We start from the raw sequence: 21,676 nt of genomic DNA on the forward strand, positions 1-21,676 counted from the left end.
CTTCCCATGAATACTGGATAAAAATACAGTTATAAATCATGGAGAAGTTTCCTATGCGTCTTGAAATCATCATCGACAGAAAACATCAGATCCCGACCTCGACCATGGAGGCGCTGCGTCAGGAGCTGCTCAAGCAGCTTGGCGAAAAATTCCCCGACATCCATGTGCGGGTCGCGCCGGGCAGCTCCATGGCTCTGACCGTCAGCCGTGCCAGCAAGGAAGACAAAGAGCTGGCCGAAGCCATGGTGCAGGAGGTGTGGGAGAACGCCGACAGCTGGATGCCGGAAGAGAACGTCGCCTCCTGATCCCGCACTGTCAGTGGATAAACGGGTATGCCCGCTACTGATCCGTTGACCTTCGGACAACAAAAAACGCAGCCAGGTGGCTGCGTTTTTTGTTGGTGGTGAGAGAGAGGTTCGCGGTGGCTTGTCTGACTCTGGGTTGAGCCATGCCCGTTACAGCCCCGCCCAGCTTTTCAGGCTCTGCTGCTGCACTCGGCGATTGGCTTCGCTGATCTCCCCTTTGGCGCGCAGATCGGCCAGTGCGATAGGCAGTGCGGTGCGGATCTCGGCACTGCTCATTCCGGCTTTGAGGGCCGGGTGATAGGCCATCTTTAGCAGCACATAGTCCAGCCCGGTCAAAAAGCTGTCGATGCTGTTGTCATTGAAGATGGAGGGAAACACCTTGTCCGAGTCGTTGGGCAGCCCCATCACCTGGGTGAACTCCTCCACCACGCAGTCGAGAAAACGCCCCTTGGCTCTGCTGTAGTCTACCGGAATGATGATGGTGGCACGTCTGATCTCGTGTTTTGCATTGGTTGCGAAATTGGCAAGGCAGAGCCCCTCCTTGAGCGCCATCTTGACCGATGGATCGCCCCCCATGGTGCGGTTGGCCCAGCTCTTCATCTTGCTGTAGTCGGTCATGATCAGGGTGAGGTTGGGCTTTGCGGCCACCATGCTGATGGGGTGGCCGGTGATGCGGGCCAGATGGGCTGCCTGTACCTTCACCACGTCGGCCTGCAGCGGCTTGTCACCCGACTCGTTGATAAGTTGCAGCCGGATCGGCTGCTGCCAGCGGGCAAAACGGGTCTGCCTGGCTTCGCCATACTCCCGCTCCATGACGATGGCCATAAAGCTCTCGACCAGATAGCTGTCGCTCTGCCAGCGCTCATCGGCACGGGCGCAGTGGCCCGCGAGCAAAAGCAGCAGCGCCAGCAGCCCGCGTGACGCGCGGCGGGGACGGGCAGCGCGGCCCAAGCTGGCCATTACCAAAGTGGCAATAAAGCGGGTGGCACCAAAGGGGGTTGCGGCAAATGACATGTTTCCTCCCTGAAACGGTTGTCAGCCTAGCGGTTGGCCTTGTCGATATCACGCCAGGTGAGCCAGAGTCTGAGATCAAACTCCAGTTGATGATAGTCGGGCTCCATGTGCTGGCAGAGCTGGTAGAAGCTCTTGTTGTGATCCTTCTCTTTGATATGGGCCAGTTCGTGCACCACGATCATTTTCAGGAACGGGGGCGGCGCCTCCTTGAACAGGGCGGCGATGCGGATCTCGTTCTTGGCCTTGAGCTTGCTGCCCTGTACCCGGCTGACGTAGGTGTGCAGGCCGAGGGCATCCTTGATCACGTTGATCTTGCCATCGAACACCACCTTTGACAGGGGCGCCGAGCTCTTGAGGTAGCGGTTCTTCAGCTCCATGGTGTAGGCAAGCAGCGCCTTGTCGCTCTGGATCTGGTGGCTTTCCGGATAGCGTTTGGCCAGCATCTCCCCCAGCTTGCCCGCCGCAATCAGCTGTTGTACCTGTGCCTTGAGGGGGTCTGGATAGCCGCCCAGATAAGTCAGTTCCGCCATGGTGTTACTCGTTACATCAAAAAGAGCGTCATTGTAGTTATCTCGGGCGGGCTTGCCTACTGCGGGCCGCTGCTGCAAGGGGCTCTGGCGCAAGAAAAAGGGCGGCCATTGCAACAATGGCCGCCCTGCGGGGCGTATTGACGATCAGCGTCGGCGATAGAGACCCGGATCCACCTCTTCGTAGTGGCTGGTCAGGTATTGATAGAAGGCGAGATGGGAAGGCGAGCTCGGTTTTTTCAGCTCTTCGCTCACCCGATCCGGCTTGGCGATGATGAACTTCGGGCTCTGGCGCTGGATATCGGCCAGCACCCGCTCGCGCACGTCATAGGGCGGATTGACGTTGGCAAAGAAGAGGTAGGCGGACGCCGGCTGGCGATCGGTCCAGAGATAATATTGCGGCTGGATGCCATCGACCCAGATCTTGTCGCTCGGGACTGTCTCGGCCGTGATGCGATCGACCCGTACCTGCGCGGCCGGATTGAAAGGGCGACCCTTGAGGGTGCCTTCCCAGGCGTTGTTGATCATCAGCAGCAGCATGGCCAGCGTTGCCAGCCAGGGGGTGGCACTGCGCACATCCCAGGCTCGCCAGAGGGGGATGAGGATCAGCACCGGCAGCGCCCACAGCAGGCTGGTACCGAGCACCTCGTTGACCCGCTCGAGGGACCACTCCTTGGTGCTCCAGCCAAAGGCGAGCTGCTGGGCCAGCAGCCAGCTGGCGGTGAGCACCACCAGCGAGATGCAGAGCAGGCCGATGGCATCAGCCTGCTGTTCGCTGCGATCCAGCAATACCGCCAGCGGCAGCACTGCCAGTTGCAGATAGAGTACGTCGTAGTGATCGAACACATGGCCGGAGACCGAGTTGGCGATCAGGGTAAACAGCACCCCAAACAGGGTTGCCAGCAGGGCGGGCAGATACCACTCCTGACGGCGGCTCAGCATCAGAATGATGAAGGCGGGCAGCAGCATGATAAGGCCGGTGCGTAGCAGGCCGACGGCGCCCACCATGGGGGAGAAGCCATTGCCGTAGCTCCCCTCGAAGAAGATGTCGAAGGCGTAGTATTTGAAGGCCGCCAGCAGATCATGCTGCTGGAAGTAGGCGTAAAGCGGGCCGCCAATCAGCGCCAGACCGAGTAGGCTGGAGATGAGCAGCAAGATGGCATCACGCCACTTCTCATGCAGACACCAGTGGCAGAACAGCACCAGATACCAGGCGCCCCAGAAGGCGCCGTTGTTGGTGCGCATCCAGGCGACGATGGCGAAGGTAAGGGCCGCCACCAGTGCCGGCCACCAGCGAAACCCCTTGTCCAGCAGCAGGGTGATGAAGGCCCACTGGGCGATGAGGGCGAGGTGGAAGGTCCAGTCCTCAGTCATGTTGCCGTAGTAGTAACGGGTGCCGTAGAGAGCCAGCACCGCCAGCATGGCGCCGAGACGCGCCTTGAACGAGAGTCCAAGCTGGGCAAAGGCTTGCCAGCTGGCCAGCAGTCCGAGCCAGCAGAGCACCCACTCCAGCGCCCAGATCCCGACAAAACCCCCCATTCGATAGCCCAGCGCATCGAGGGCGAAGATCATCGGCCCCTTGATGTCGATCATGTCGCGATAGAGCACGCCACCTTCGCTCCACATCTTGCCCATCACCGCGAACAGCGAGGCATCAAAGCCTGGCGCCATGGCGTGGAAGAGCGGGTTGCGCAGACAGAAGAGCAGCGCCAGCAAGGCGGTCAGCAGCACAATGGCTGGCTTGATACCCGGGTTGACGCGAGGGGGAGTGAAACGGATGGAGTGATTCATGAAGTCGCCTGTTCCTGCAGCTGGTCTTGAAAGCGGGCCTATCTTGCCGAGCTAGTGAGTGCGATGCAATGGGGCAGGCCCGTGTGGGGCAAATATTCTCGAAAAAGCCCGGTTCTTGCAGGGAACCGGGCGCTGGCTGCGGCAATATTGGCCGTCAGGGGGATGTGGCAAAGCATCCCTCCGATATCAACTGAAGTACTCAACCAGGGGCGGCTGCGCTTCCAGTGTCGGAAGGTGACGGGCCCAGCGGATAAAGGCGTCGGCCAGGGTGATGCCGAGCTCCTGATTGTGCTGGGTTAGGGTCCGCGCCAGTGCGGTGTAGCCCTCCTTGCCGGAGGCGGTATAGGCGCTCGACACTCCGCGATAGACCTGTTCGGCATTGACCGCTTGCCACTGGCCGGGGGCGGCTTCCCACTCCAGTCGGGTGATGCGCTGACCCTTGGGCCGATCGGCCTGATAGGTGAATCGCACCCCTGCGGTGTAGGGGAAGCTGCCGTTGCCATTGCCGACCACGCCGTTGTTGGTGGCGTTGTCGATGGCATTCTCCAGCGCCTCCGCCAACTCGTGACCGTGCACCCGATAGAGGGTGAGGGGAATAGCAAACGGCAGCAGGCGACCGGCGATATCCGCTTCGCTCAGGGGGCCCGGCTCCAGCGAGCAGCGCACGCCGCCGGCGTTGTGCAGGGCAAAGTCCACCTCGCCTACCTGTTCACGGGCGGCGGTCAGCATGGCGCTGGCCACCAGCGGGGCGAGCTGGCTGCCGTGGGGCAGGGTGGCATCTGGCAGCCGCTGATGGGGAAGTGGCGCCGCCAGTCGGGTGACGATGCGCTGGCTCATTGTCTCTATCTCAGGCCGATAGCGTTTGGCCAGATGTTGTTCAAGCTGTGGATCCGGCTCGCAGAAGGTGAGCCCGACAGGTGGCGTGGAGGCAAATGGCCAGGGCTGCCAGGGGAGCCACTCCAGCTGCCCCTCACTTTGCACGACGCGGCCTGCCTCATCGAAAGTGAGCTCGCAGACACCGAGGCAGAGGGCGCTGTGGCCAGCATGCAAAATAGCCACCCCGTTGTTCATCAGCGGATAGCTGCCTTCGCTTGGCAGACCCAGCGGCGCGAGATCGCCGAGCAGGCTGTGGGTATGGCCACCGATGATGAGACTGAGCTCGGGGAAGCGCTCGGCCAGCAGCTTGTCCTGATCCAGCCCGAGGTGGCTCAGCAGCACGATATGCTGGATCCCTTCGCGCTTGATCTCCTGCAGCACCTTGGTGAGGGTGTCGGCGACCGCGTGGAAACGGGTGTGGGGATCCGGGTTGGCGATGGCAGCCATCTGGGCGAGGGTGATGCCGAGCAGCGCAAAGGGAACCCCGTCGATCACCCGACGATGCCAGGGCTGATGGGCGTCGTAGAGGTGGGGAATATCCCACAGCCCGAGGGTTGTGTCGGCAGGCTCCTGACTGTTATCCAGATTGGCGGCCAGCACCGGAAAATCGAGCTGGCGCAAGAACTCCACCAGTGGGCCGTTGCCCAGATCGAACTCGTGGTTGCCGAGCACCATGGCATCGGGGGCCAGCATGGCGAGCAGGTCGGCGTTGGCGCGCCCTTTGAAGCGGTTGAAATAGAGAGAGCCCTGAAAGGAGTCGCCACCGTGCAGAAACAGAAAACGCTGGCCGGCTGCTGCGGCTTGGGCACGCAGTTGGGTCAGTCGGGTCAGGATCCGGGCATAACCGCCGCACTGGGTGCGCCATTGGCCTTCACCGACAGGGGAGAAGCTCATGGGCGCGCCATCGAAGTGGGAGTGGCAATCACTGAAATGGGCAAGTTGAACCGTAATACTCATCTCGGTCCTCCTTAGGGGAAAATGAGCACCGAGTCTACTGCAAAGGGGGGGGAGGATACCAGCCCGGCAGGGTGCCGGGCTGGTCAATGATCAGGCGGGTACCATGATCTGGGTGGCGACGATCACCACCAGCAGGCCGACGGCGACCGGCATACTGGTGCGCTTGACCACCTCAAACGGCGAGAGCTTGCCCATCCCGGCACAGGCGACCACCACCCCGGAGACCGGAGAAATGGTGCGACCCAGGTTGGAGGCTTGCAGCATCGGGATCACCAGATAGGCCGGGTTGATGCCAAGGCTGCTGGCCAGGTTGGGGATCAGCTCCACGAAGGCGTAGAAGGGGGCATTGCCCGAGCCGGTGGTGAAGGCAGCCAGGGTGGTGATCACCACCAGCGACAGCATCATGATCAGGCCGCCGGAGCCGAGATCCTGCGCGTGAGCCAGCAGGGTGTCGATAAAGCCGATGGTCATCAGACCCTGGGCGAAGACGCCGGCACCGACCAGCAGCATGACCACACCGGCAAAAGCGTCAGCCATGTTGCGCCAGCAGACCTGCAGACCGTCCAGCAGCTCCTTGCCATTGCGGATACGCATGAGTTCCAGCAGGCTGGCCAGCACCATGCACATGACGATGATGGTGACGATATCCAGTTGTGGGCCCCATTTACCGTCAAATACCAGCACCCCGATGATGGGGGTAAAGGGCAGGATGGCGTAGAAGGCAGGCGCAGTCGTCACCAGATCACCTGGGGCGACCGGCTCGTTGTGCTCACCGGATGTTTGGTCAAGGTAGCGCTGCCAGAAGAAGTGGGTCACCGCCATACAGGCGATCGCCACCAGCGAGATGGGCAGGGTCAGTTTGAAGGCAAAGTCCAGCAGCGGCATGTTGGCGGCCTGAGCGGCCATCACCACGTCCCCTGAGGTTGGTGCCAGAATGATCGCGGCTGGCGAGGCGCACACGGCCGCCGCCGCGCCACGGGAGATCCCCATGTTGACCATCAGCGGGAACAGGGTTGCCATCAGCAGCACGCCGAGGCCGGTGGCAGAGCTCACCGCCAGCGACATGGCGCAGGCCACCAGATAGGCAGCCACCAACAGGATATAGGGGGACTTGATGATGCCGAGCGGTTTGCTGGCCAGCTTGACCAGAATGGTGTTGGCGCCGATATGGCTCATGTAGCCGGCGAAGCCGCAGAGCACCATGATCAGCATCCCCAGTCCACCGCCACGGTCATTGAGCAGGAAGCGGACGTATTCGAAGATATCGGTAGCGATATAACCGGTGCTGACCACCTTGCTCGGCAGTACCGGCTTGCCCATCATGGCGGTGATGACCAGCAGCAGCAAGCCGCCGCTCAGCAGCACCCCGGTCGCGGAGTATCCTTTGAAAATGGCACGGCCCACCACCAGGGTGATCAGGGTGCCAACGATGAGTTCCAGCATATGTTGCCTTCTGATTGGATGAGAGTGGAGGGAGTCTATTCCGATAGGGGTAGAGTGGCGACTGGAAACAGGATGTTGTGTGAGCTAAATCAACGTTTAACCCCATGAACAGAATTAAAGAAAGGTAAAGGTACTTTACCCAGCGGGTTTGGCTACCTACCCTTGCCAGCCTTGGTTGTCTTTTGAGGCTTTTATATGGTGGTTGGTGATTTTTCAGGCATTAAACGCTCTCTTTTTCTGCTTGCAATGCTATTTTCACCTACTTGCGTGTTTGCGGTAACCAATGACGGTTTTCATCAAACCGGTCCTCATCAGGCGGTCGCCATGCGGCGTCTCATGGCTCCTCACTCTTACGGCGTACTGGTGGTTGCCGAGGGGAACAGACCCCGTTTTGCCGCGCTGGCATCCAAAACCACCGAAGCAAACTGCCTGGCCCGTCATGCCATCCGGGTAGATGGGGTTGCGCTGCTGGTCACCCCGAGATTCTATGCCAGAGAGGGAAAACGGGGACTTTGCGAGCTGTGGCTCAATGAGGGGGCAGATCAGGACTTTTTTGCCAACCGCCTTAAAAATGATCATTTTATTCAGATAGATGGTCATGACATCAATGTGAAAAACTATCACCTCGACTGGCAGCGCATCAGCCGTCATGCTCAATAAAAATACAGTTTTGGCCTTGTGCCATACTCTGCTCACGCAACCTGTGAGCGTGCTCTGATTTCTGGGCGCATCATTGTATTGCGCCGCCTCGTCGTCACACATAGGCTATACCCGTCATCTGTGTGGCGGTGGGTTTCACCAAGGTTGGTACTCCGCCCGTGCAATCAAGGAAGGTAGTCTGGCATGGTCAGCAAGGTTTATGGAGTAGTGGGGGTCGGGTTGTTGCTGTTGCCCCTGATGAGTCAGGCTCAGCCGAGCCGGCCGCAAGTGGTGCCAGAGTCCCGCATCAATGTCCGTTTTTATGAGGTCAATGCAACCAGTCCGGAGCAGCTTGCCCGGGCGATTGCCCAGAGTGCTCCCAAGGTGAATGGCAAGCCCGTACTCGGCAAGGCGAGTTATCAAGTGGACTGGCAGCTGGATACCGAGCAGTTGCCGGGGCGCTGCCAGCTCAACCGGGTGACGGTGACCACCAACGCCACTGTGTTGCTGCCCCGCTGGCGTCAGAGCGCGAACAGTAACGATCCTGCCCGCCAGCGCTGGGGGCGGCTGCTCTCCAGCATGTTTGACTACGAATCCCGCTTCAAGGAGATGGTGCTGCAGGGGGCCAATCAGGTGGGTGGCGCTATTGCTGGGCTACCCGGACATGCAGATTGTCAGGCACTGCGCTATGCCGCGTGGGCAGCAGGCAGTGGCGAGCTGAACAAAATCAAGGGACGGCTCGACGGATTCCAGCGTCAGACAGGTTACGGCGAACAACTCGGGGTGCACTGGCCCAAGTAAGCGCTATCTCAAGACGCAATATCCAGCATCGCACGATTTGATAAATAGAATGGCCGCCCGATGGGCGGCCATTCTATTTGCTTGCAGAGTCCGGTTCAGACCAGCGCCTTGCCTTTGAGCAGTTTGCGCACCCAGTAACGGGCTGGGTGGAGCGCTTCCAGCAGATCGGCGGCCAGCGGCAGTGGATCGCCGCAGATCTCGCTGGCGAGCAGCTCGCCACAGAGCGGCGCCGAGCAGAGACCCCGAGAACCGAGAGCCCCCAGCACATAGAGGCCGGGGTGAAGGGGGAGTGGCTGGGCGTTGTGCTGATCATGTTGCAGCTGCGCGTAGTGATCCGCCAGACCTTGCAATCTGGGCACTGGCCCCACCACCGGTAGGTGATCCCGACTGGCACAACGCCCCCCTACGCGCGCCTCGTTGCCGCTCACATCCACTTCGGCGGGCCAGGTTTGCTCCGGCAGGCAGGCTTGCAACCGCACCTGATTCTGGATTTGCTCCTCGGCTCGAAACTCAAGGCTGCTCTGGTTGCGGCCATAACTGGCGCCGATGCAGTGTTGATCGTTGTGCATAGGTGTGAGGTAGCCATCGTAGCAGAGCACCGTGTTGAGCTGACTCAAGCTGGCTGAGGTTGGCACATGACTCACCTGACCGCGCACCGGATAGAGCGGCAGCTCGGCAAAGGGGAGCAGTGCTGGCAACTGGTGTCCGGCGGCGACCACCAGATTGGGGGCCTGCCAGTGGCGGCCATCCTGGCTCTCTACTTGCCAGCCATCGGCCAGTTCAGTAATAGCGACCACCTCGGTGTTGAACACGACCTCCAGCAGGCCGCTGGCTTGCGCCTCTTTCAGGGCGGCTCGGGTGAGATCGGCCGGACAGAGCCAGCCTCCCAGCGGATAACTGACGCCGCTGTGGCCGCAGGGCAGGCCGACTACTTGTTCTACTTCCGCTGTCGATAGGGGTTGCATCAGTTCGGACGGGAAGGGGCCCTGACTCATCTTGGCTAGCTTGGCTGCCGATTTGTCGTCATAACCGAGCTGGGTTACCCCGCACAGTGCAAAAGCGATGGGATGACGCTCGGCCAACGCCAGCAGCCGTTGGCGGGCATAGCCAAAGGCGAGCGAATAGAAGCGTGACAGGGCATCGTGCTCGCCGTTAAGCAGTGGATAGAGGGCTCCTTGGCGGTTGCCCGAGGCGCCGATGGCCGGTTCGCCATCTGCACACAGCAACGTCACCTTGCGACCCCGCTCCACCAGAGAGAGTGCCGTCATGGCCGAGGCGATGCCGCCGCCGATGATCACTACTTCGCCAGCGCGTCCGGCAGGACGGGCATACCAGGGGGCGATGGTCTGCTGCGGCTGCTTGTCGGTGCGATCCCCCACCAGCATCTCCCGCTTGCTACCGTGGCCCTTCACCTTCTTCATGGCAAAACCGGCGGCAATCAGGCCGCGACGGACAAAACCGGCACAGGTAAAGGTGGCGATGGAGCAATCGGGACGGGCGAGGCGAGCGAGACCATCAAACAGCTCCTGTGTCCACATCTCCGGGTTCTTGGCCGGGGAGAAACCATCCAGATACCAGGCATCCACCAGCCCCTTTGCCCGGTGAGGCACCTGCGGCAGCATATCCTTGATGTCGCCAAACCAGAGATCGAGGCGAATGCGGCCACCCGCAAAATGCAGGCGGTGGCAACCGGAGACCGGCAGCGGCCATTGGGCGACAAGATCCTGACTCAAGTGGCCAAGTTCAGGCCAGGCGGCCAGCGCCTTGCGCAGATCGTCCCGGGTCAGAGGGTATTTCTCGAAACTGATGAAGTGCAGACGGGAGCCGTTGCCGGATTGAGGCGCCTGTTCCAGGAAGGCTTGCATTGTCGCCAGAAAGTTAAGGCCTGTGCCGAAACCTGTTTCACCTATCACGAAACTGTCACTATCGTGGTGCGAAAATCGCGCAGGTAGCCGGTTTTGCTGCAAAAAGACGTAGCGGGTTTCACTTAGACCGTTATCATTGGAAAAGTACACATCCCCGAAGTCACTGGAGACAGGAGTTCCCGCTTCATTCCAGTCCAATCGGGCATGATGTAAGGATGTTTGACTCACGTTTTCCTCGGCTCGCGTCACAAAATCGCGGGCATTCTACGTGAAAGCAGACCAGTTTGGCAGCCGAAAGCGGGTAGACTTGGCGCCAGTTTTTCCAGACGAGATGAATTAATGAGAAGAGCAGTGATCACCGGTATCGGCGTCATCTCCAGTATCGGCAACAACAAGGAAGAAGTGCTGGCCTCCCTGAAAGCAGGTAAATCCGGCATCACCTATTCCGAGCAGTTCGAGCAGCACAACCTGCGCAGCCGTGTCTGGGGTAACATCAAACTCGATCCGTCTGAACTGATCGACCGTAAAGTCATGCGTTTCATGGGCGACGCTGCGGCCTACGCCTACCTCTCCATGCAGCAGGCCATTGAAGATGCCGGTCTGGCGGAAGATCAGGTCTCCAACGAGCGTACCGGCCTGGTGGTCGGTTCAGGTGGTGCCTCCGGCAAGAACACCTCGGAATCTGTGGACATCGCCCGCGAGAAAGGGGTCAAGCGTGTGGGCCCTTACATGGTGCCGCGTACCATGTCTTCCACCACCTCTGCCTGCCTCGCGACCCCGTTCCAGATCAAGGGTGTCAACTACTCCATCAGCTCAGCTTGCGCCACCTCTGCTCACTGCATCGGTCACGCGCTTGAGCTGATCCAGCTTGGCAAACAGGATGTGGTCTTCGCCGGTGGCGGTGAAGAGCTGGACTGGTCCTCTACCATCCAGTTTGACGCCATGGGTGCCCTCTCCACCAAGTACAACGACACGCCGGAAAAAGCGTCCCGTACCTATGATGCGAACCGCGACGGTTTCGTTATCTCCGGTGGCGGCGGCATTCTGGTGATCGAAGAGCTGGAACATGCGCTGGCCCGTGGCGCTCACATCTATGCCGAGCTGACCGGTTACGGTGCTACTTCTGATGGCTACGACATGGTTGCCCCGAGCGGTGAAGGCGCGGTGCGTTGCATGAAGATGGCGATGCAGGGTGTGGGCAAGGTTGATTACATCAACACCCACGGCACCTCCACTCCGGTGGGTGATACCAAAGAGCTGGAAGCTATCCAGACTCTGTTTGGCGCCAACGGTCCCAAGATCTCTGCCACCAAGGCGATGACCGGTCATGCGCTGGGCGCTGCGGGAGTGCACGAGGCTGTCTACTCCCTGTTGATGATGGAGCACGGCTTTATCGCCCCCAGCATCAACATCGAGACCCTGGACGAGAAAGCGGAAGGTCTGCCCATCGTGCGCGAGTACGAAGCGGCCGAACTCAATACCGTCATGTCCAACAGCTTCGGCTTTGGCGGTACCAACGCCTCTCTGGTGTTCAGCAAGTTCAAAGGCTGATATCCGGTTGATATGAAAAAAGCGCCTCAGGGCGCTTTTTTTGTCTTCGGGATTAGCTATCAATCGTTGCAGAGCAGGCAGAGCAGGCAGAGCAGGCAGAGCAGGCAGAGCAGGCAGAGCAGGCAGAGCATCAGCCATTGTGGAATAGGAAGAGTGGGTTGGTGGCAGATTTCATCGCGGATGGTGGGGGGGATGTGACGCCACACCAATAAGCCTGCTCCGCACTTGGGAGAAAGGCAGATAGCAAGAAGGGAGCCTGAGGCTCCCTTCTTTGTTAGCGGTAATGTGATGGCTGCTGGCTAGAACCAGAAGCCGATGATAAAGGAGCCCGCCAGGGTCAGCATCACGTTGGCCACCGCATAGGTACCGGCATATCCGAGCGCCGGAATGGAGCTGTTGGCTGCCTCGTTGACCACATCCATCGCCGGGGCACAGGTACGGGCACCTGTGATGGCACCGAGCAGCAGCGCCGGGTTCATCTTGAGCACCCAGACCCCGAACAGGTAGCCGACCAGCACCGGCAAGGTGGTCACCAGCATGCCGGAGAAGAGCACTACCGTACCCACCTCGCTGAGGTGGTCGAGGATGCCGCCACCGGCTTTCAGGCCCGTGCTCACCATAAAGACCGCCAGACCGAGATCCTTGGCCAATCTGAGCGCGCCGGGCGGCACATAGCCGACCGTCGGGTGGTTGGCCCGCAGGTAACCCATCAGAATGCCCGCCAGCAGCAGGCCGACGGCGTTGCCGAGACCGAATTCGATCTGACCGAACACCAGCGAAACGGAGCCGATCAGCAGACCGAGTACGAAGAAGGTGGTGAAAGCCACCAGATCTGTGGTCTGGCTGTGGATGCTGATAAAGCCGATCTTGTTGGCCAGCAGTTTGACCCGCTGCTTCTCGCCGCTGATCTGCAGTACGTCGCCCTTTTGCAGCATGATGTTGCGATCGAACGGCATCTCGATCTGGGAGCGCACTACCCGGTTGAGGAAGCACCCTTTCTCGGTGAGGTTGAGCTCCACCAGATGGCGGCCTACCACGGAGTCATTCTTTACCACTATCTCTTCGGTGACGATCTGCAGGTCAAGCAAATTGCGGTCGAACACCTCTTTACCGTTGCGATAGTTGACGTCCAGCTTCTCGTGGCTCTCGGGATAGCCCACCAGGGCGATCTCATCCCCTTCCTGAATGACGGCATCGCCATCGGGACTGGCCAGAATGCCGTTGCGGCGGATTCGCTCTACATAGCAGCCGGTATGGGGATAGATGCCGGTCTCCCGCAGGGTACGGCCACCGATCCAGGCTGCCAGCTCGGGGCCGACCCGATAGGCGCGGATGATGGGCAGATAGGTCTTGCGACTCTCGCTGTCGGAGAGCCCCCGCTCACGGGCGATTTTTTGTGCCTCGGTATTGAGGTCGAGGCGAGCCAGCGAGGGGAGGTAGCGCACCACCAGCATCAGGCCGACCAGACCCACCAGATAGGTCAGGGCGTAGCCGATGCCCATATTGTCGAGCACCGCCTGCATATCGGTCTGATGGGGCAGGTTGAGCAGACCGCTGCGCAGGGCATCCTGGGCACCCACCAGTGCGGGGGTCGAGGTGAGGGAACCTGCCAGGATCCCCGCCGCCATCCCCGGCCCCAGATTGAAGAACTTGGCGAGCCCCACTGTCAGCAGCAGGGCGGTCAGCAAGATCACCAGGGTGAGAGTGATGTAGTGGATGCCGTCGCGCAGGAAGACGCTGAAGAAGTGAGGGCCCGCCTCGATCCCCACACAGAAGATGAACAGCATAAAGCCGACGTTTTCAGTGGTGGCCGCAAATTCGAAGCCCATCTGGCCGAACAGCAGGGCGGTAAACAGCACACCTATGGTGTTGCCAATCTGAAAGTTGCCAATTCGCACCTTGCCCAGCAGCAGGCCGAAGGCCAATACCACGAACAGCAGCAGGGAGTCGCTTTGATGTAGCAGTGTCACGAAATCTATGGTCATGCCCGGAAAAACCGAGGAAAAAAGTGGGGTCGATATTGTGCCGGATCTATCCCCAATAAAGAAGCGCAAGGGTGCGATTAATCGGACGTTATCGGACGCTATTTATGGAGCCGGCGGCGTGATAGGGAGACAAGCGGATGAAATCTGGCAATTTTTGCTGTAACCGCCGTTGTCAATTAGTGAAATCTGCTGCCCGCTACCGAAGTGCTCTGGCGCAGGACGATTTTTTAGATTCTGCTGTCCGGCCGCTTGGCGGGGATCAGTTTCAGCAGATTCAACCGATGGCCACCATGGTTGGCTGAGGGGCAAATCAGCTTGATATTTACCCGTTCGCCCACGGGAAAAGGGTTGGCAAAAAGATGCCTCTGAAAAGTGCCAATAGAGCCTGTCACCCCGCTGTTCCTGAGGGGGCTAAAAAACAGCATAAAATCAGGTTGGCCAGCAAAATGACTCTTTGCCGGGGGCCATCAAGGGCAATCCCACGTCCTGACAGGGCTTGCTGCACTTACCCACAGAATCTGTGGATAAGCCTGTTCATGAAACTTGTTCATCGCCCTGAAAGCCGCGCCAGCACTGGGATGCAAGGGCTGTTCAAAAAATACCGGAAGAAAAATGTTTTTATAAAAATCAAATAGTTAGGTGCGACAGGAGAAAACTCTGTCGAGCAGGAACGGGTAACAAAAGGGAGCGTCAGCAGCAAGAAGGATCTTGTGCATTAAAATTGGCAAGAGAGGGCACTAAAGTGGATAACTTGCACCGAGATGGTGAGGAATTGGCTCCCCCGACTGGACTTGAACCAGTGACATACGGATTAACAGTCCGCCGTTCTACCGACTGAACTACGGGGGAACATCAGGCAAGGAGGAGCATGATACAGAAGGTGTCCGAGGTGGTCAAGCCATTCGCGGGATGATGGCACGGGTGTACCGCTGCCAAACCCTCGGTTACACTGCTCCTCTGCTGTTTTGTGTCGGGAGTGTTCATGAGCAAATTGTTCAAGTTAGCCAGCCAGTTTCAACCCGCCGGGGATCAGCCCACGGCGATTGCCCAACTGCTGGATGGCATCGAGTCGGGGCTGGCCCACCAGACCCTGCTCGGGGTGACCGGTTCGGGCAAGACCTTCACCATGGCCAACGTCATCGCCACCCTGAACCGCCCGACCATGATCCTGGCTCCCAACAAGACCCTGGCCGCCCAGCTCTATGGTGAGATGAAGGAGTTCTTCCCCGACAACGCGGTGGAGTATTTCGTCTCCTACTACGACTATTACCAGCCCGAAGCCTATGTGCCGACCACCGACACCTTTATAGAGAAGGATGCCTCGATCAACGATCACATCGAGCAGATGCGATTGTCGGCCACCAAGGCGCTGCTGGAGCGGCGCGACGTGGTGATCGTTGCTTCGGTGTCGGCCATCTATGGTCTGGGGGATCCCCAGGCTTATCTGAGCATGATGTTGCACTTGAAAGTGGGGGATGTGATCAACCAGCGGGATATCCTGCGTCGCCTCGCCGAGCTGCAGTACACCCGCAACGACATGGCGTTTCAACGCGGCACCTTCCGGGTGCGCGGTGAAGTGATCGACATCTACCCCGCCGAATCGGACAAGCTGGCCCTGCGGGTAGAGCTGTTTGATGAAGAGGTGGAGCGCCTCTCCCAGTTCGACCCGCTGACCGGCGCCATCGAGCAGACGGTGGTGCGCTATACCATCTACCCCAAGACCCACTACGCCACCCCGCGCGAGACCATTCTGGGGGCTATCGAGCATATCAAGGAGGAGCTGCGCAGTCGCCGCGAGCAGCTGTTGTCCCTCAACAAGCTGGTGGAAGAGCAGCGCATCAGCCAGCGTACCCAGTTCGACATGGAGATGATGCAGGAGCTGGGTTACTGCTCCGGTATCGAGAACTACAGCCGCTACCTCTCCGGCCGTGCGCCGGGGGAGCCGCCGCCCACCCTGTTTGACTACCTGCCGGGGGATGGTTTGCTCATCATCGATGAATCCCACGTCACGGTGCCGCAGATTGGCGCCATGTTCAAAGGGGACCGCTCCCGCAAGGAGACCCTGGTGGAGTACGGCTTCCGGCTCCCCTCGGCGCTGGACAACCGGCCACTCAAGTTCGACGAATTTGAAGCGCTGATGCCGCAGACGGTGTTTGTTTCGGCGACTCCGGGCCCCTACGAGCTGGAGAAGTCCGGCGGCGATGTGGTGCAGCAGGTGGTACGCCCAACCGGCCTGCTCGATCCGGAGATCGAGGTGCGTCCTGTGACTACTCAGGTGGACGATCTGCTCTCCGAGATCCGCAAGCGGGTCGCCGTCGAGGAACGGGTGCTGGTTACTACCCTGACCAAGCGGATGGCGGAAGACTTGACCGAGTATCTGGCGGAGCACGACGTCAAGGTGCGCTACCTCCACTCTGATATCGACACGGTCGAGCGGGTGGAGATCATCCGCGATCTGCGCCTTGGCAAGTTCGATGTGCTGGTGGGTATCAACCTGCTGCGGGAAGGCCTCGACATGCCGGAGGTGTCGCTGGTGGCGATTCTGGATGCGGATAAAGAGGGCTTCCTGCGCTCGACCCGCTCGCTGATCCAGACCATCGGCCGGGCGGCGCGTAACCTCAACGGCAAGGTCATTCTCTATGGCGATACCATCACCAACTCGATGAAGGTAGCCATTGAGGAGACCGAGCGGCGCCGCGCTGTGCAGCATGCCCATAACCTCAAGCATGGGATCACCCCCAAAGGGCTCAACAAATCCATTGGCGATGTGATGGACATGGGGGGCAGCCGCACGGCAGGCAAACCAGGCAAGGGGATGCGCAAGGCAGCCGAGCCGCAAGGGGAGTACCATGCCCGCTCTGCCGGCGAGATTGCCAAAGAGATCAAGCGGATGGAGGAACAGATGTTCCAACATGCCCGGGATCTGGAGTTCGAACAGGCGGCGGCACTGCGGGATCAGATCCAGCGGCTGCGCAGCGAGTTGATCGAATCATGAGCAGCAAACGCTGGCTGATTTGGCAACGACTTCGTCGTCTCTATCAGGGCTTTCGCCATCCCGGTACCCCCTGGTGGGCGAGGGGACTGGTGATCCTTATCCTGCTCTATGGCATCAGCCCGGTGGATCTTATCCCTGACGTGGTGCCCTTGCTGGGATGGTTCGATGATGTGACCCTGCTGCTGGTGTTGCTATGGGGCTGGGAGCGTTGTTTGCCCCCCGAAGTGCGCAGCGATCTGGAACAGGCCTCCTAGTTCACCTTTTCAACGCCATGCTCGGCATCTCTCTTTGTGCTCCCACCCTCGAAGGAAGCAGAAAAACGGTTTCATTTGAAGGTGGATACTGCAGGATGAAAAAGAGGCTGCCCCGGTGATTGTCGCCCGAATGGCATTGGCGTAGACTCCACGCCGTTCACTTTATGGGTATGGAAAAAATGGATCTGATCCTCTTTGCAATCGACTTTATTCTGCACGTAGATGTGCATTTGAAAGAGCTGTTCGAGAACTATGGCGTTTGGGTTTACGCCATCCTGTTTCTGATCATCTTCTGTGAAACCGGCTTGGTAGTGACGCCGTTCCTGCCGGGTGACTCCCTGCTGTTTGCCGCCGGTGCGCTTACCGTGGGCAGCGTGCTGGACGTCCATACCCTGGCGGCCGTGCTGATCATCGCTGCCGTGCTGGGCAACGTGGTCAACTACACCATTGGTCACTTCTTCGGCGAGCAGCTGTTCCGCAACCCGGACTCCAAAATCTTCCGCCGCGACTATCTGGAGAAGACCCATGCTTTCTACGCCAAGCATGGCGGCAAGACCATCATCATCACCCGCTTCCTGCCCATCGTGCGTACCTTTGCGCCGTTCGTGGCAGGGATGGGGGCCATGACCTATCCGCGCTTCCTGGCGTTCAACCTGGTTGGCGGCCTGCTGTGGGTACTCTCCTTCGTCTATGCCGGCCACTTCTTTGGCAATCTGCCGGTGGTGCGTCACAACTTTACCCTGCTGATCTTCGGCATCATCGGTATCTCCCTGTTGCCCATGGTGATTGGTGCGGTCAAGGCCAAGATGAGTACAGCCAGGGCGTAACCAGAATACGGTCAGCCAGAACGAGAAAGGGGGGCCATAATGGCTCCCCCTTTTTATCTTCACGCGGGTATGACTCTCAGTTGCAGCAGCGCCCTTTCACCAGATTGCCGATGGCCACCACGGTGAAGACCAACAGGTAAGCGGCGAAGATGACGACCAGCCACTGGGGCATGGAGTAACCGAAGAACTGCCAGGTGATCTGGGCACAATCCCCTTCTGGCATAAAGAGCCATGGGAGCCACTGATCGAGCGGTGCCCAGCTCGGGAAGTCGGCAAACGGGCTGCAGACGTTGAACGGGGAGGGGTTAACCTGATAGTCCACATGCTTGAGGGCCAGCTGGAAGCCACGGAAGGCACTATAGCCCCACAGCAACATGGCACTCCAGCGAACATACCACTTATCCGGCGCCACCATGCCGAGCAGACCAGCGGCCAGCACACCCAGGGTCGCCAACCGTTCGTAAACACACATCACGCACGGGGAGAGGCCCAGCACATGCTGGAAGAAGAGGGCACACAACTCGAGGAACAGGGCTGATGCTGCCAACAAGCCCCAGGCCAGCCGATGGGCGGCGATACGGCGGAGAAACTCGATCATCTCATTGATCTCTCAGAAAAAACAGTGGCTGAATTAGAGCAGAGCGGGGCAGAAAAGAAAAGGGCCCTGAAAGGGCCCTCGGAAACCGTCGCAACGGATTAATGCAGTGCCGGCTGTACCGCTGGCAGCGCACTCTCCATTACCAGCCATCCATGCTGATAGAACCACTCGGTGGCAGGACCAAGCAGCAATTCGACAGAGAAAAAGCCGATCAGCCCTAGCACCAGGGTGTAGGGCAGCGCCATCCAGACCATGCGGCCATAGGAGAGACGCAGCAGCGGCGCCAATGCCGACGTGAGCATAAACAGGAAGGCGGCCTGACCATTGGGGGTGGCGACCGACGGCAGGTTGGTACCTGTGTTGATGGCTACCGCCAGCAGATCGAACTGGGCGCGGTCGATGGCACCATTGAGCATGGCCGTCTTCACCTCATTGATGTAGACGGTGCCGACAAAGACGTTGTCACTGACCATAGAGAGCACCCCGTTGGCCAGATAGAAGAGGGCCAGCTGATTCTCCGGTTTAGCTGCCAGTACCAGCTGGATCACCGGCTTGAACAGCTGCTGATCGATGATGACGGCGACCACGCTGAAGAAGACCGCCAGCAGGGCGGTGAAGGGGAGTGCCTCCTGGAAGGCTTTACCCAGCGAGTGCTCCTCGGTGATCCCGGTCAGGGAGGTGGCCAGCACGATGACCGAGAGGCCAATCAGACCAACGGCAGCCAGGTGCATGGCCAGACCGACGATCAGCCAGACCGCAATCAATGCCTGAACGATCAGCTTGGCCTTGTCTTGCGGGCTGCGTTTTGCCTCTTCGTAGCGGTTGTACTCCTCCATGATGGCGCGCACCGTGTCCGGCAGGCGGGCACCATAGCCAAACCAGCGGAACTGCTCTACCAGTACGCAGGTCAGCAGACCGCAGATAAAGACGGGGACGGTGACGGGGGACATACGAATGGCAAATTCGGCGAAGTTCCAGCTGGCTTGCTCGCCGATGATGAGGTTTTGCGGCTCGCCCACCAGGGTGCAGACACCGCCCAACGCGGTACCGATGGCGGCATGCATCATCAGGCTGCGCAGGAAGGCACGAAAATCGTCGAGATCCTGGCGATTGAGCTCGGCGACTTCCTTATCATCGGTATGGTCATGGCTGTGACCAAACTCCTTGCCGGACGAGACCTTGTGATAAATGGCATAAAAGCCGGTGGCGACGCTGATCACAACGGCAATCACGGTCAGGGCATCGAGAAAAGCCGACAGGAAGGCGGAGACCAGACAGAAGGAGAGGGAGAGCAGGATCTTGGAGCGTACGCCGATCAGCAGCTTGGTGAAGACATAGAGCAGCAGCTGCTTCATGAAATAGATGCCTGCCACCATGAACACCAGCAACAACAGCACTTCGATATTGGCGACCAGCTCGTGTTTGACCTGATCGGCGGAGGTCATGCCGATCAACACGGCTTCGATCGCGAGCAGACCACCCGGTTGCAGGGGGTAGCACTTGAGGGCCATGGCCAGGGTGAAGATAAACTCAACGACCAGTAACCAGCCCGCAATGAAAGGATCAAGGTGGAAGGCAATCGGATTGATCACCAGAAATAGCAAGATGGCGCTTTTATACCACTGTGGTGCATTGCCCAAGAAGTTCTTGGCGAATGCCTGCCCTAGGCTTATTGGCATGATAATGGGTCTCAACTTTGTTGTTAGGATCTGCTTCTATGCAGTCAAGGATGATTCGACCTGTGCCTCCGGATGTTGGCCTTTATCTGTCTGATTCCTCGTGATTTTAATCAAAAAGCGTGACGATTATAAATGATAGCCGATGGATCTCTGCCCATGTGTCTGTTTTATAACCACCTTGTCGGGGTTGGCTGGCTCCCCTGCGGCGATTAGATACATATTCCCAACACTATATTTGCCATATGTGAGCAGAGGACTGACCTTATGCTTGCCAGCCATCATCGCTTTGATATCATTCGTCAGCCTTTTTACGCATTACAACAGAGTCAATTCATGGTTATAAAAGCGCAGAGCCCAGCTGGGTTTGCCGAGGAATACATCATCGAGTCCATCTGGAACAATCGCTTTCCTCCCGGATCTATTCTGCCCGCCGAGCGTGAATTATCCGAGTTGATCGGGGTGACGCGGACGACCTTGCGGGAAGTGCTGCAGCGACTGGCCCGTGATGGCTGGTTGACCATACAGCATGGCAAGCCGACCAAGGTGAACAATTTCTGGGAAACCTCCGGCCTCAATATTCTGGAGACATTGGCTCGTCTGGATCAGGACAAGGTACCTGATCTGATAGCTCAGCTGCTCTCCGCCCGTACCCACATCTGCACCATCTTTATCCGCGGGGCGATCCGTCACAATCCGGAGCAGGCCGCCGAGATCCTGCGTGGCGCCGATGGGGTCGAGAACAACGCACAGGCTTATGCCGAGTTCGATTATCGCCTGCACCACCAGCTGGCGTTTGCTTCCGGCAATCCGATCTACGCCCTGATCCTGAACGGTTTCAAAGGGTTGTACAGCCGGGTTGGCAGCTACTACTTCTCCGACAAGCAGGCCCGCGAGACCGCAGATGCCTACTACAAGACCCTGCTCAATCTGGCGGAGACCAAGAACCACGAAGCCGTGTTCATGACGGTGCGTCAGTATGGTATCGAGTCCGGCAAGCTGTGGACCCGCCTGCGTCAGGACATGCCAAGCGATCTGTGCGACAACTGATCCCTTGCCTGTGCTGTCCAAGAAACGCGCCATCCGGCGCGTTTTTTTATTCTGTCGTGTTTGTGTCTATCCTTGATTGGCGGTGGTAATTGCTTGAACTGCATGGATATTTGGCCAAAAAGCTTGATCCAGCGCAAATGAACCCTGCATTTATCACTTTGGTGGCATAGGACCCAACCGCTGATTGAGGTCAAATGGAGGCATCAAGAGCGGAGCCAATATCCGCCAGAAGGAACACACCTTTCACCGGATGAAGGACACAACAATGAGTCTTCTTGAACACACCATCTGGACAGTACTAGGATATGGGGCCATGCCCTTTATCTTTCTGAGCGGATTCGTGGCGGTGGCAGTGACCTGTTGCATGCTGCTGAACGCGTTCGGGGTACAGTCCGCCGAGAAGTGAGTCGCTTCTCCATGCCGCCAAATGCCAGTCTCCGGACTGGCATTTGTTTTTTGTGTCTTTTAAAGCACTTATCCCGGCAGGGAAGGGGAAATCTTTGGTCAGGATGGTCGAACCTG

General features: G+C 58.9%; 20 protein-coding genes and 1 tRNA gene. 10 read left to right on the plus strand and 11 right to left on the minus strand.

Annotation, left to right across the window (positions count from 1 at the left end; translation table 11 throughout):
- Positions 1-53: 53 nt before the first annotated feature.
- Positions 54-305, plus strand: a complete 252-nt coding sequence (locus ACTG2W_RS01215) for a DinI family protein (RefSeq protein WP_421307914.1) — start codon at positions 54-56, stop codon at positions 303-305.
- A gap of 150 nt (positions 306-455) precedes the next feature.
- Here the strand turns inward: ACTG2W_RS01215 and ACTG2W_RS01220 are convergent, their stop codons facing one another.
- The 5 genes from ACTG2W_RS01220 to dcuC all read right to left on the minus strand — a co-directional run bounded on the left by ACTG2W_RS01220 (position 456) and on the right by dcuC (position 6,913).
- The gene (locus ACTG2W_RS01220) at positions 456-1,319 is read right to left on the minus strand and encodes a DUF2927 domain-containing protein (RefSeq protein WP_128835628.1); all 864 of its coding nucleotides are present in this window, start codon (positions 1,317-1,319) and stop codon (positions 456-458) included.
- Positions 1,320-1,345: 26 nt separating this feature from the next.
- Positions 1,346-1,849, minus strand: a complete 504-nt coding sequence (locus ACTG2W_RS01225) for a M48 family metallopeptidase (protein ID WP_005333421.1) — start codon at positions 1,847-1,849, stop codon at positions 1,346-1,348.
- 144 nt (positions 1,850-1,993) lie between these two features.
- The gene (locus ACTG2W_RS01230) at positions 1,994-3,637 is read right to left on the minus strand and encodes a hypothetical protein (RefSeq protein WP_245147685.1); all 1,644 of its coding nucleotides are present in this window, start codon (positions 3,635-3,637) and stop codon (positions 1,994-1,996) included.
- Between the two features lie 186 nt (positions 3,638-3,823).
- On the minus strand, positions 3,824-5,470 hold the full coding sequence (locus tag ACTG2W_RS01235; RefSeq protein WP_106843582.1) for a bifunctional metallophosphatase/5'-nucleotidase: 1,647 nt from the start codon (positions 5,468-5,470) through the stop codon (positions 3,824-3,826).
- Positions 5,471-5,560: 90 nt separating this feature from the next.
- Positions 5,561-6,913, minus strand: coding sequence for an anaerobic C4-dicarboxylate transporter DcuC (gene dcuC / locus ACTG2W_RS01240; protein ID WP_106843583.1), 1,353 nt, complete (start codon positions 6,911-6,913; stop codon positions 5,561-5,563).
- A gap of 195 nt (positions 6,914-7,108) precedes the next feature.
- On the opposite strand from dcuC, the gene ACTG2W_RS01245 reads away from it, so the two are divergent.
- A complete protein-coding gene (locus ACTG2W_RS01245; RefSeq protein WP_047438592.1) occupies positions 7,109-7,573 on the plus strand; it encodes a hypothetical protein in 465 nt (154 codons plus the stop codon).
- 183 nt (positions 7,574-7,756) lie between these two features.
- Positions 7,757-8,353, plus strand: a complete 597-nt coding sequence (locus ACTG2W_RS01250; protein ID WP_064335946.1) for a DUF922 domain-containing protein — start codon at positions 7,757-7,759, stop codon at positions 8,351-8,353.
- Between the two features lie 95 nt (positions 8,354-8,448).
- Here the strand turns inward: ACTG2W_RS01250 and mnmC are convergent, their stop codons facing one another.
- Complete coding sequence (gene mnmC / locus ACTG2W_RS01255) at positions 8,449-10,467, minus strand: bifunctional tRNA (5-methylaminomethyl-2-thiouridine)(34)-methyltransferase MnmD/FAD-dependent 5-carboxymethylaminomethyl-2-thiouridine(34) oxidoreductase MnmC (protein ID WP_181281625.1); 2,019 nt, start codon at positions 10,465-10,467, stop codon at positions 8,449-8,451.
- Positions 10,468-10,557: 90 nt separating this feature from the next.
- On the opposite strand from mnmC, the gene fabB reads away from it, so the two are divergent.
- The gene (fabB, locus tag ACTG2W_RS01260; protein ID WP_100645761.1) at positions 10,558-11,769 is read left to right on the plus strand and encodes a beta-ketoacyl-ACP synthase I; all 1,212 of its coding nucleotides are present in this window, start codon (positions 10,558-10,560) and stop codon (positions 11,767-11,769) included.
- Between the two features lie 59 nt (positions 11,770-11,828).
- Here the strand turns inward: fabB and ACTG2W_RS01265 are convergent, their stop codons facing one another.
- Positions 11,829-11,975 (minus strand): hypothetical protein, encoded by a 147-nt coding sequence (locus ACTG2W_RS01265; protein WP_439845316.1) that lies wholly within the window; start codon positions 11,973-11,975, stop codon positions 11,829-11,831.
- A 93-nt stretch (positions 11,976-12,068) separates the two neighbouring features.
- Entirely contained in the window at positions 12,069-13,754 is a 1,686-nt protein-coding gene (locus tag ACTG2W_RS01270; RefSeq protein WP_005336899.1) for an aspartate:alanine antiporter, read from the minus strand.
- Between the two features lie 137 nt (positions 13,755-13,891).
- Here ACTG2W_RS01270 and ACTG2W_RS01275 point away from each other — a divergent pair, with 137 nt between their 5' ends.
- Entirely contained in the window at positions 13,892-14,056 is a 165-nt protein-coding gene (locus tag ACTG2W_RS01275) for a hypothetical protein (RefSeq protein WP_160175218.1), read from the plus strand.
- 471 nt (positions 14,057-14,527) lie between these two features.
- Here the strand turns inward: ACTG2W_RS01275 and ACTG2W_RS01280 are convergent.
- Positions 14,528-14,603 (minus strand) — tRNA-Asn (locus ACTG2W_RS01280).
- A gap of 133 nt (positions 14,604-14,736) precedes the next feature.
- Here ACTG2W_RS01280 and uvrB point away from each other — a divergent pair.
- The 3 genes from uvrB to ACTG2W_RS01295 all read left to right on the plus strand — a co-directional run bounded on the left by uvrB (position 14,737) and on the right by ACTG2W_RS01295 (position 17,830).
- Positions 14,737-16,749, plus strand: coding sequence for an excinuclease ABC subunit UvrB (gene uvrB / locus ACTG2W_RS01285; RefSeq protein WP_440015980.1), 2,013 nt, complete (start codon positions 14,737-14,739; stop codon positions 16,747-16,749).
- Entirely contained in the window at positions 16,746-17,003 is a 258-nt protein-coding gene (locus tag ACTG2W_RS01290) for a YkvA family protein (protein ID WP_440015981.1), read from the plus strand. The genes uvrB and ACTG2W_RS01290 overlap by 4 nt, the downstream gene beginning before the upstream one ends.
- A 179-nt stretch (positions 17,004-17,182) precedes the next feature.
- Entirely contained in the window at positions 17,183-17,830 is a 648-nt protein-coding gene (locus ACTG2W_RS01295) for a DedA family protein (protein WP_040069761.1), read from the plus strand.
- Positions 17,831-17,906: 76 nt separating this feature from the next.
- On the opposite strand, the gene dsbB is transcribed toward ACTG2W_RS01295, so the two are convergent.
- Both dsbB and nhaB read right to left on the minus strand, forming a co-directional pair.
- Positions 17,907-18,428, minus strand: a complete 522-nt coding sequence (dsbB, locus tag ACTG2W_RS01300; RefSeq protein ID WP_005336895.1) for a disulfide bond formation protein DsbB — start codon at positions 18,426-18,428, stop codon at positions 17,907-17,909.
- Positions 18,429-18,526: 98 nt separating this feature from the next.
- Positions 18,527-20,107: a Na(+)/H(+) antiporter NhaB gene (gene nhaB, locus ACTG2W_RS01305; RefSeq protein ID WP_064338053.1), complete on the minus strand. Its 1,581-nt coding sequence runs from the start codon at positions 20,105-20,107 to the stop codon at positions 18,527-18,529.
- Between the two features lie 333 nt (positions 20,108-20,440).
- On the opposite strand from nhaB, the gene fadR reads away from it, so the two are divergent.
- Both fadR and ACTG2W_RS01315 read left to right on the plus strand, forming a co-directional pair.
- A complete protein-coding gene (fadR, locus tag ACTG2W_RS01310) occupies positions 20,441-21,154 on the plus strand; it encodes a fatty acid metabolism transcriptional regulator FadR (RefSeq protein WP_026034983.1) in 714 nt (237 codons plus the stop codon).
- Between the two features lie 265 nt (positions 21,155-21,419).
- Positions 21,420-21,560 (plus strand): TIGR02808 family protein, encoded by a 141-nt coding sequence (locus ACTG2W_RS01315; protein ID WP_005345965.1) that lies wholly within the window; start codon positions 21,420-21,422, stop codon positions 21,558-21,560.
- The last annotated feature ends 116 nt before the right edge of the window (positions 21,561-21,676 follow it).

The organism is Aeromonas sp. 96A, from assembly GCF_051919165.1.
GTDB lineage: Bacteria > Pseudomonadota > Gammaproteobacteria > Enterobacterales > Aeromonadaceae > Aeromonas > Aeromonas veronii.

What these genes read in the sequence shown, in the direction of transcription:
- dcuC (WP_106843583.1), bottom strand. Translation starts at nt 6,913, where the DNA reads ATGCTGGAACTCATCGTTGGCACCCTGATCACCCTGGTGGTGGGCCGT.
- fadR (WP_026034983.1), top strand. Translation starts at nt 20,441, where the DNA reads ATGGTTATAAAAGCGCAGAGCCCAGCTGGGTTTGCCGAGGAATACATC.
- ACTG2W_RS01270 (WP_005336899.1), bottom strand. Translation starts at nt 13,754, where the DNA reads ATGACCATAGATTTCGTGACACTGCTACATCAAAGCGACTCCCTGCTG.
- ACTG2W_RS01290 (WP_440015981.1), top strand. Translation starts at nt 16,746, where the DNA reads ATGAGCAGCAAACGCTGGCTGATTTGGCAACGACTTCGTCGTCTCTAT.
- ACTG2W_RS01225 (WP_005333421.1), bottom strand. Translation starts at nt 1,849, where the DNA reads ATGGCGGAACTGACTTATCTGGGCGGCTATCCAGACCCCCTCAAGGCA.
- ACTG2W_RS01215 (WP_421307914.1), top strand. Translation starts at nt 54, where the DNA reads ATGCGTCTTGAAATCATCATCGACAGAAAACATCAGATCCCGACCTCG.
- uvrB (WP_440015980.1), top strand. Translation starts at nt 14,737, where the DNA reads ATGAGCAAATTGTTCAAGTTAGCCAGCCAGTTTCAACCCGCCGGGGAT.
- ACTG2W_RS01250 (WP_064335946.1), top strand. Translation starts at nt 7,757, where the DNA reads ATGGTCAGCAAGGTTTATGGAGTAGTGGGGGTCGGGTTGTTGCTGTTG.
- nhaB (WP_064338053.1), bottom strand. Translation starts at nt 20,107, where the DNA reads ATGCCAATAAGCCTAGGGCAGGCATTCGCCAAGAACTTCTTGGGCAAT.
- fabB (WP_100645761.1), top strand. Translation starts at nt 10,558, where the DNA reads ATGAGAAGAGCAGTGATCACCGGTATCGGCGTCATCTCCAGTATCGGC.
- ACTG2W_RS01295 (WP_040069761.1), top strand. Translation starts at nt 17,183, where the DNA reads ATGGATCTGATCCTCTTTGCAATCGACTTTATTCTGCACGTAGATGTG.
- ACTG2W_RS01275 (WP_160175218.1), top strand. Translation starts at nt 13,892, where the DNA reads ATGAAATCTGGCAATTTTTGCTGTAACCGCCGTTGTCAATTAGTGAAA.
- ACTG2W_RS01315 (WP_005345965.1), top strand. Translation starts at nt 21,420, where the DNA reads ATGAGTCTTCTTGAACACACCATCTGGACAGTACTAGGATATGGGGCC.
- ACTG2W_RS01230 (WP_245147685.1), bottom strand. Translation starts at nt 3,637, where the DNA reads ATGAATCACTCCATCCGTTTCACTCCCCCTCGCGTCAACCCGGGTATC.
- ACTG2W_RS01235 (WP_106843582.1), bottom strand. Translation starts at nt 5,470, where the DNA reads ATGAGTATTACGGTTCAACTTGCCCATTTCAGTGATTGCCACTCCCAC.
- ACTG2W_RS01245 (WP_047438592.1), top strand. Translation starts at nt 7,109, where the DNA reads ATGGTGGTTGGTGATTTTTCAGGCATTAAACGCTCTCTTTTTCTGCTT.
- ACTG2W_RS01220 (WP_128835628.1), bottom strand. Translation starts at nt 1,319, where the DNA reads ATGTCATTTGCCGCAACCCCCTTTGGTGCCACCCGCTTTATTGCCACT.
- dsbB (WP_005336895.1), bottom strand. Translation starts at nt 18,428, where the DNA reads ATGATCGAGTTTCTCCGCCGTATCGCCGCCCATCGGCTGGCCTGGGGC.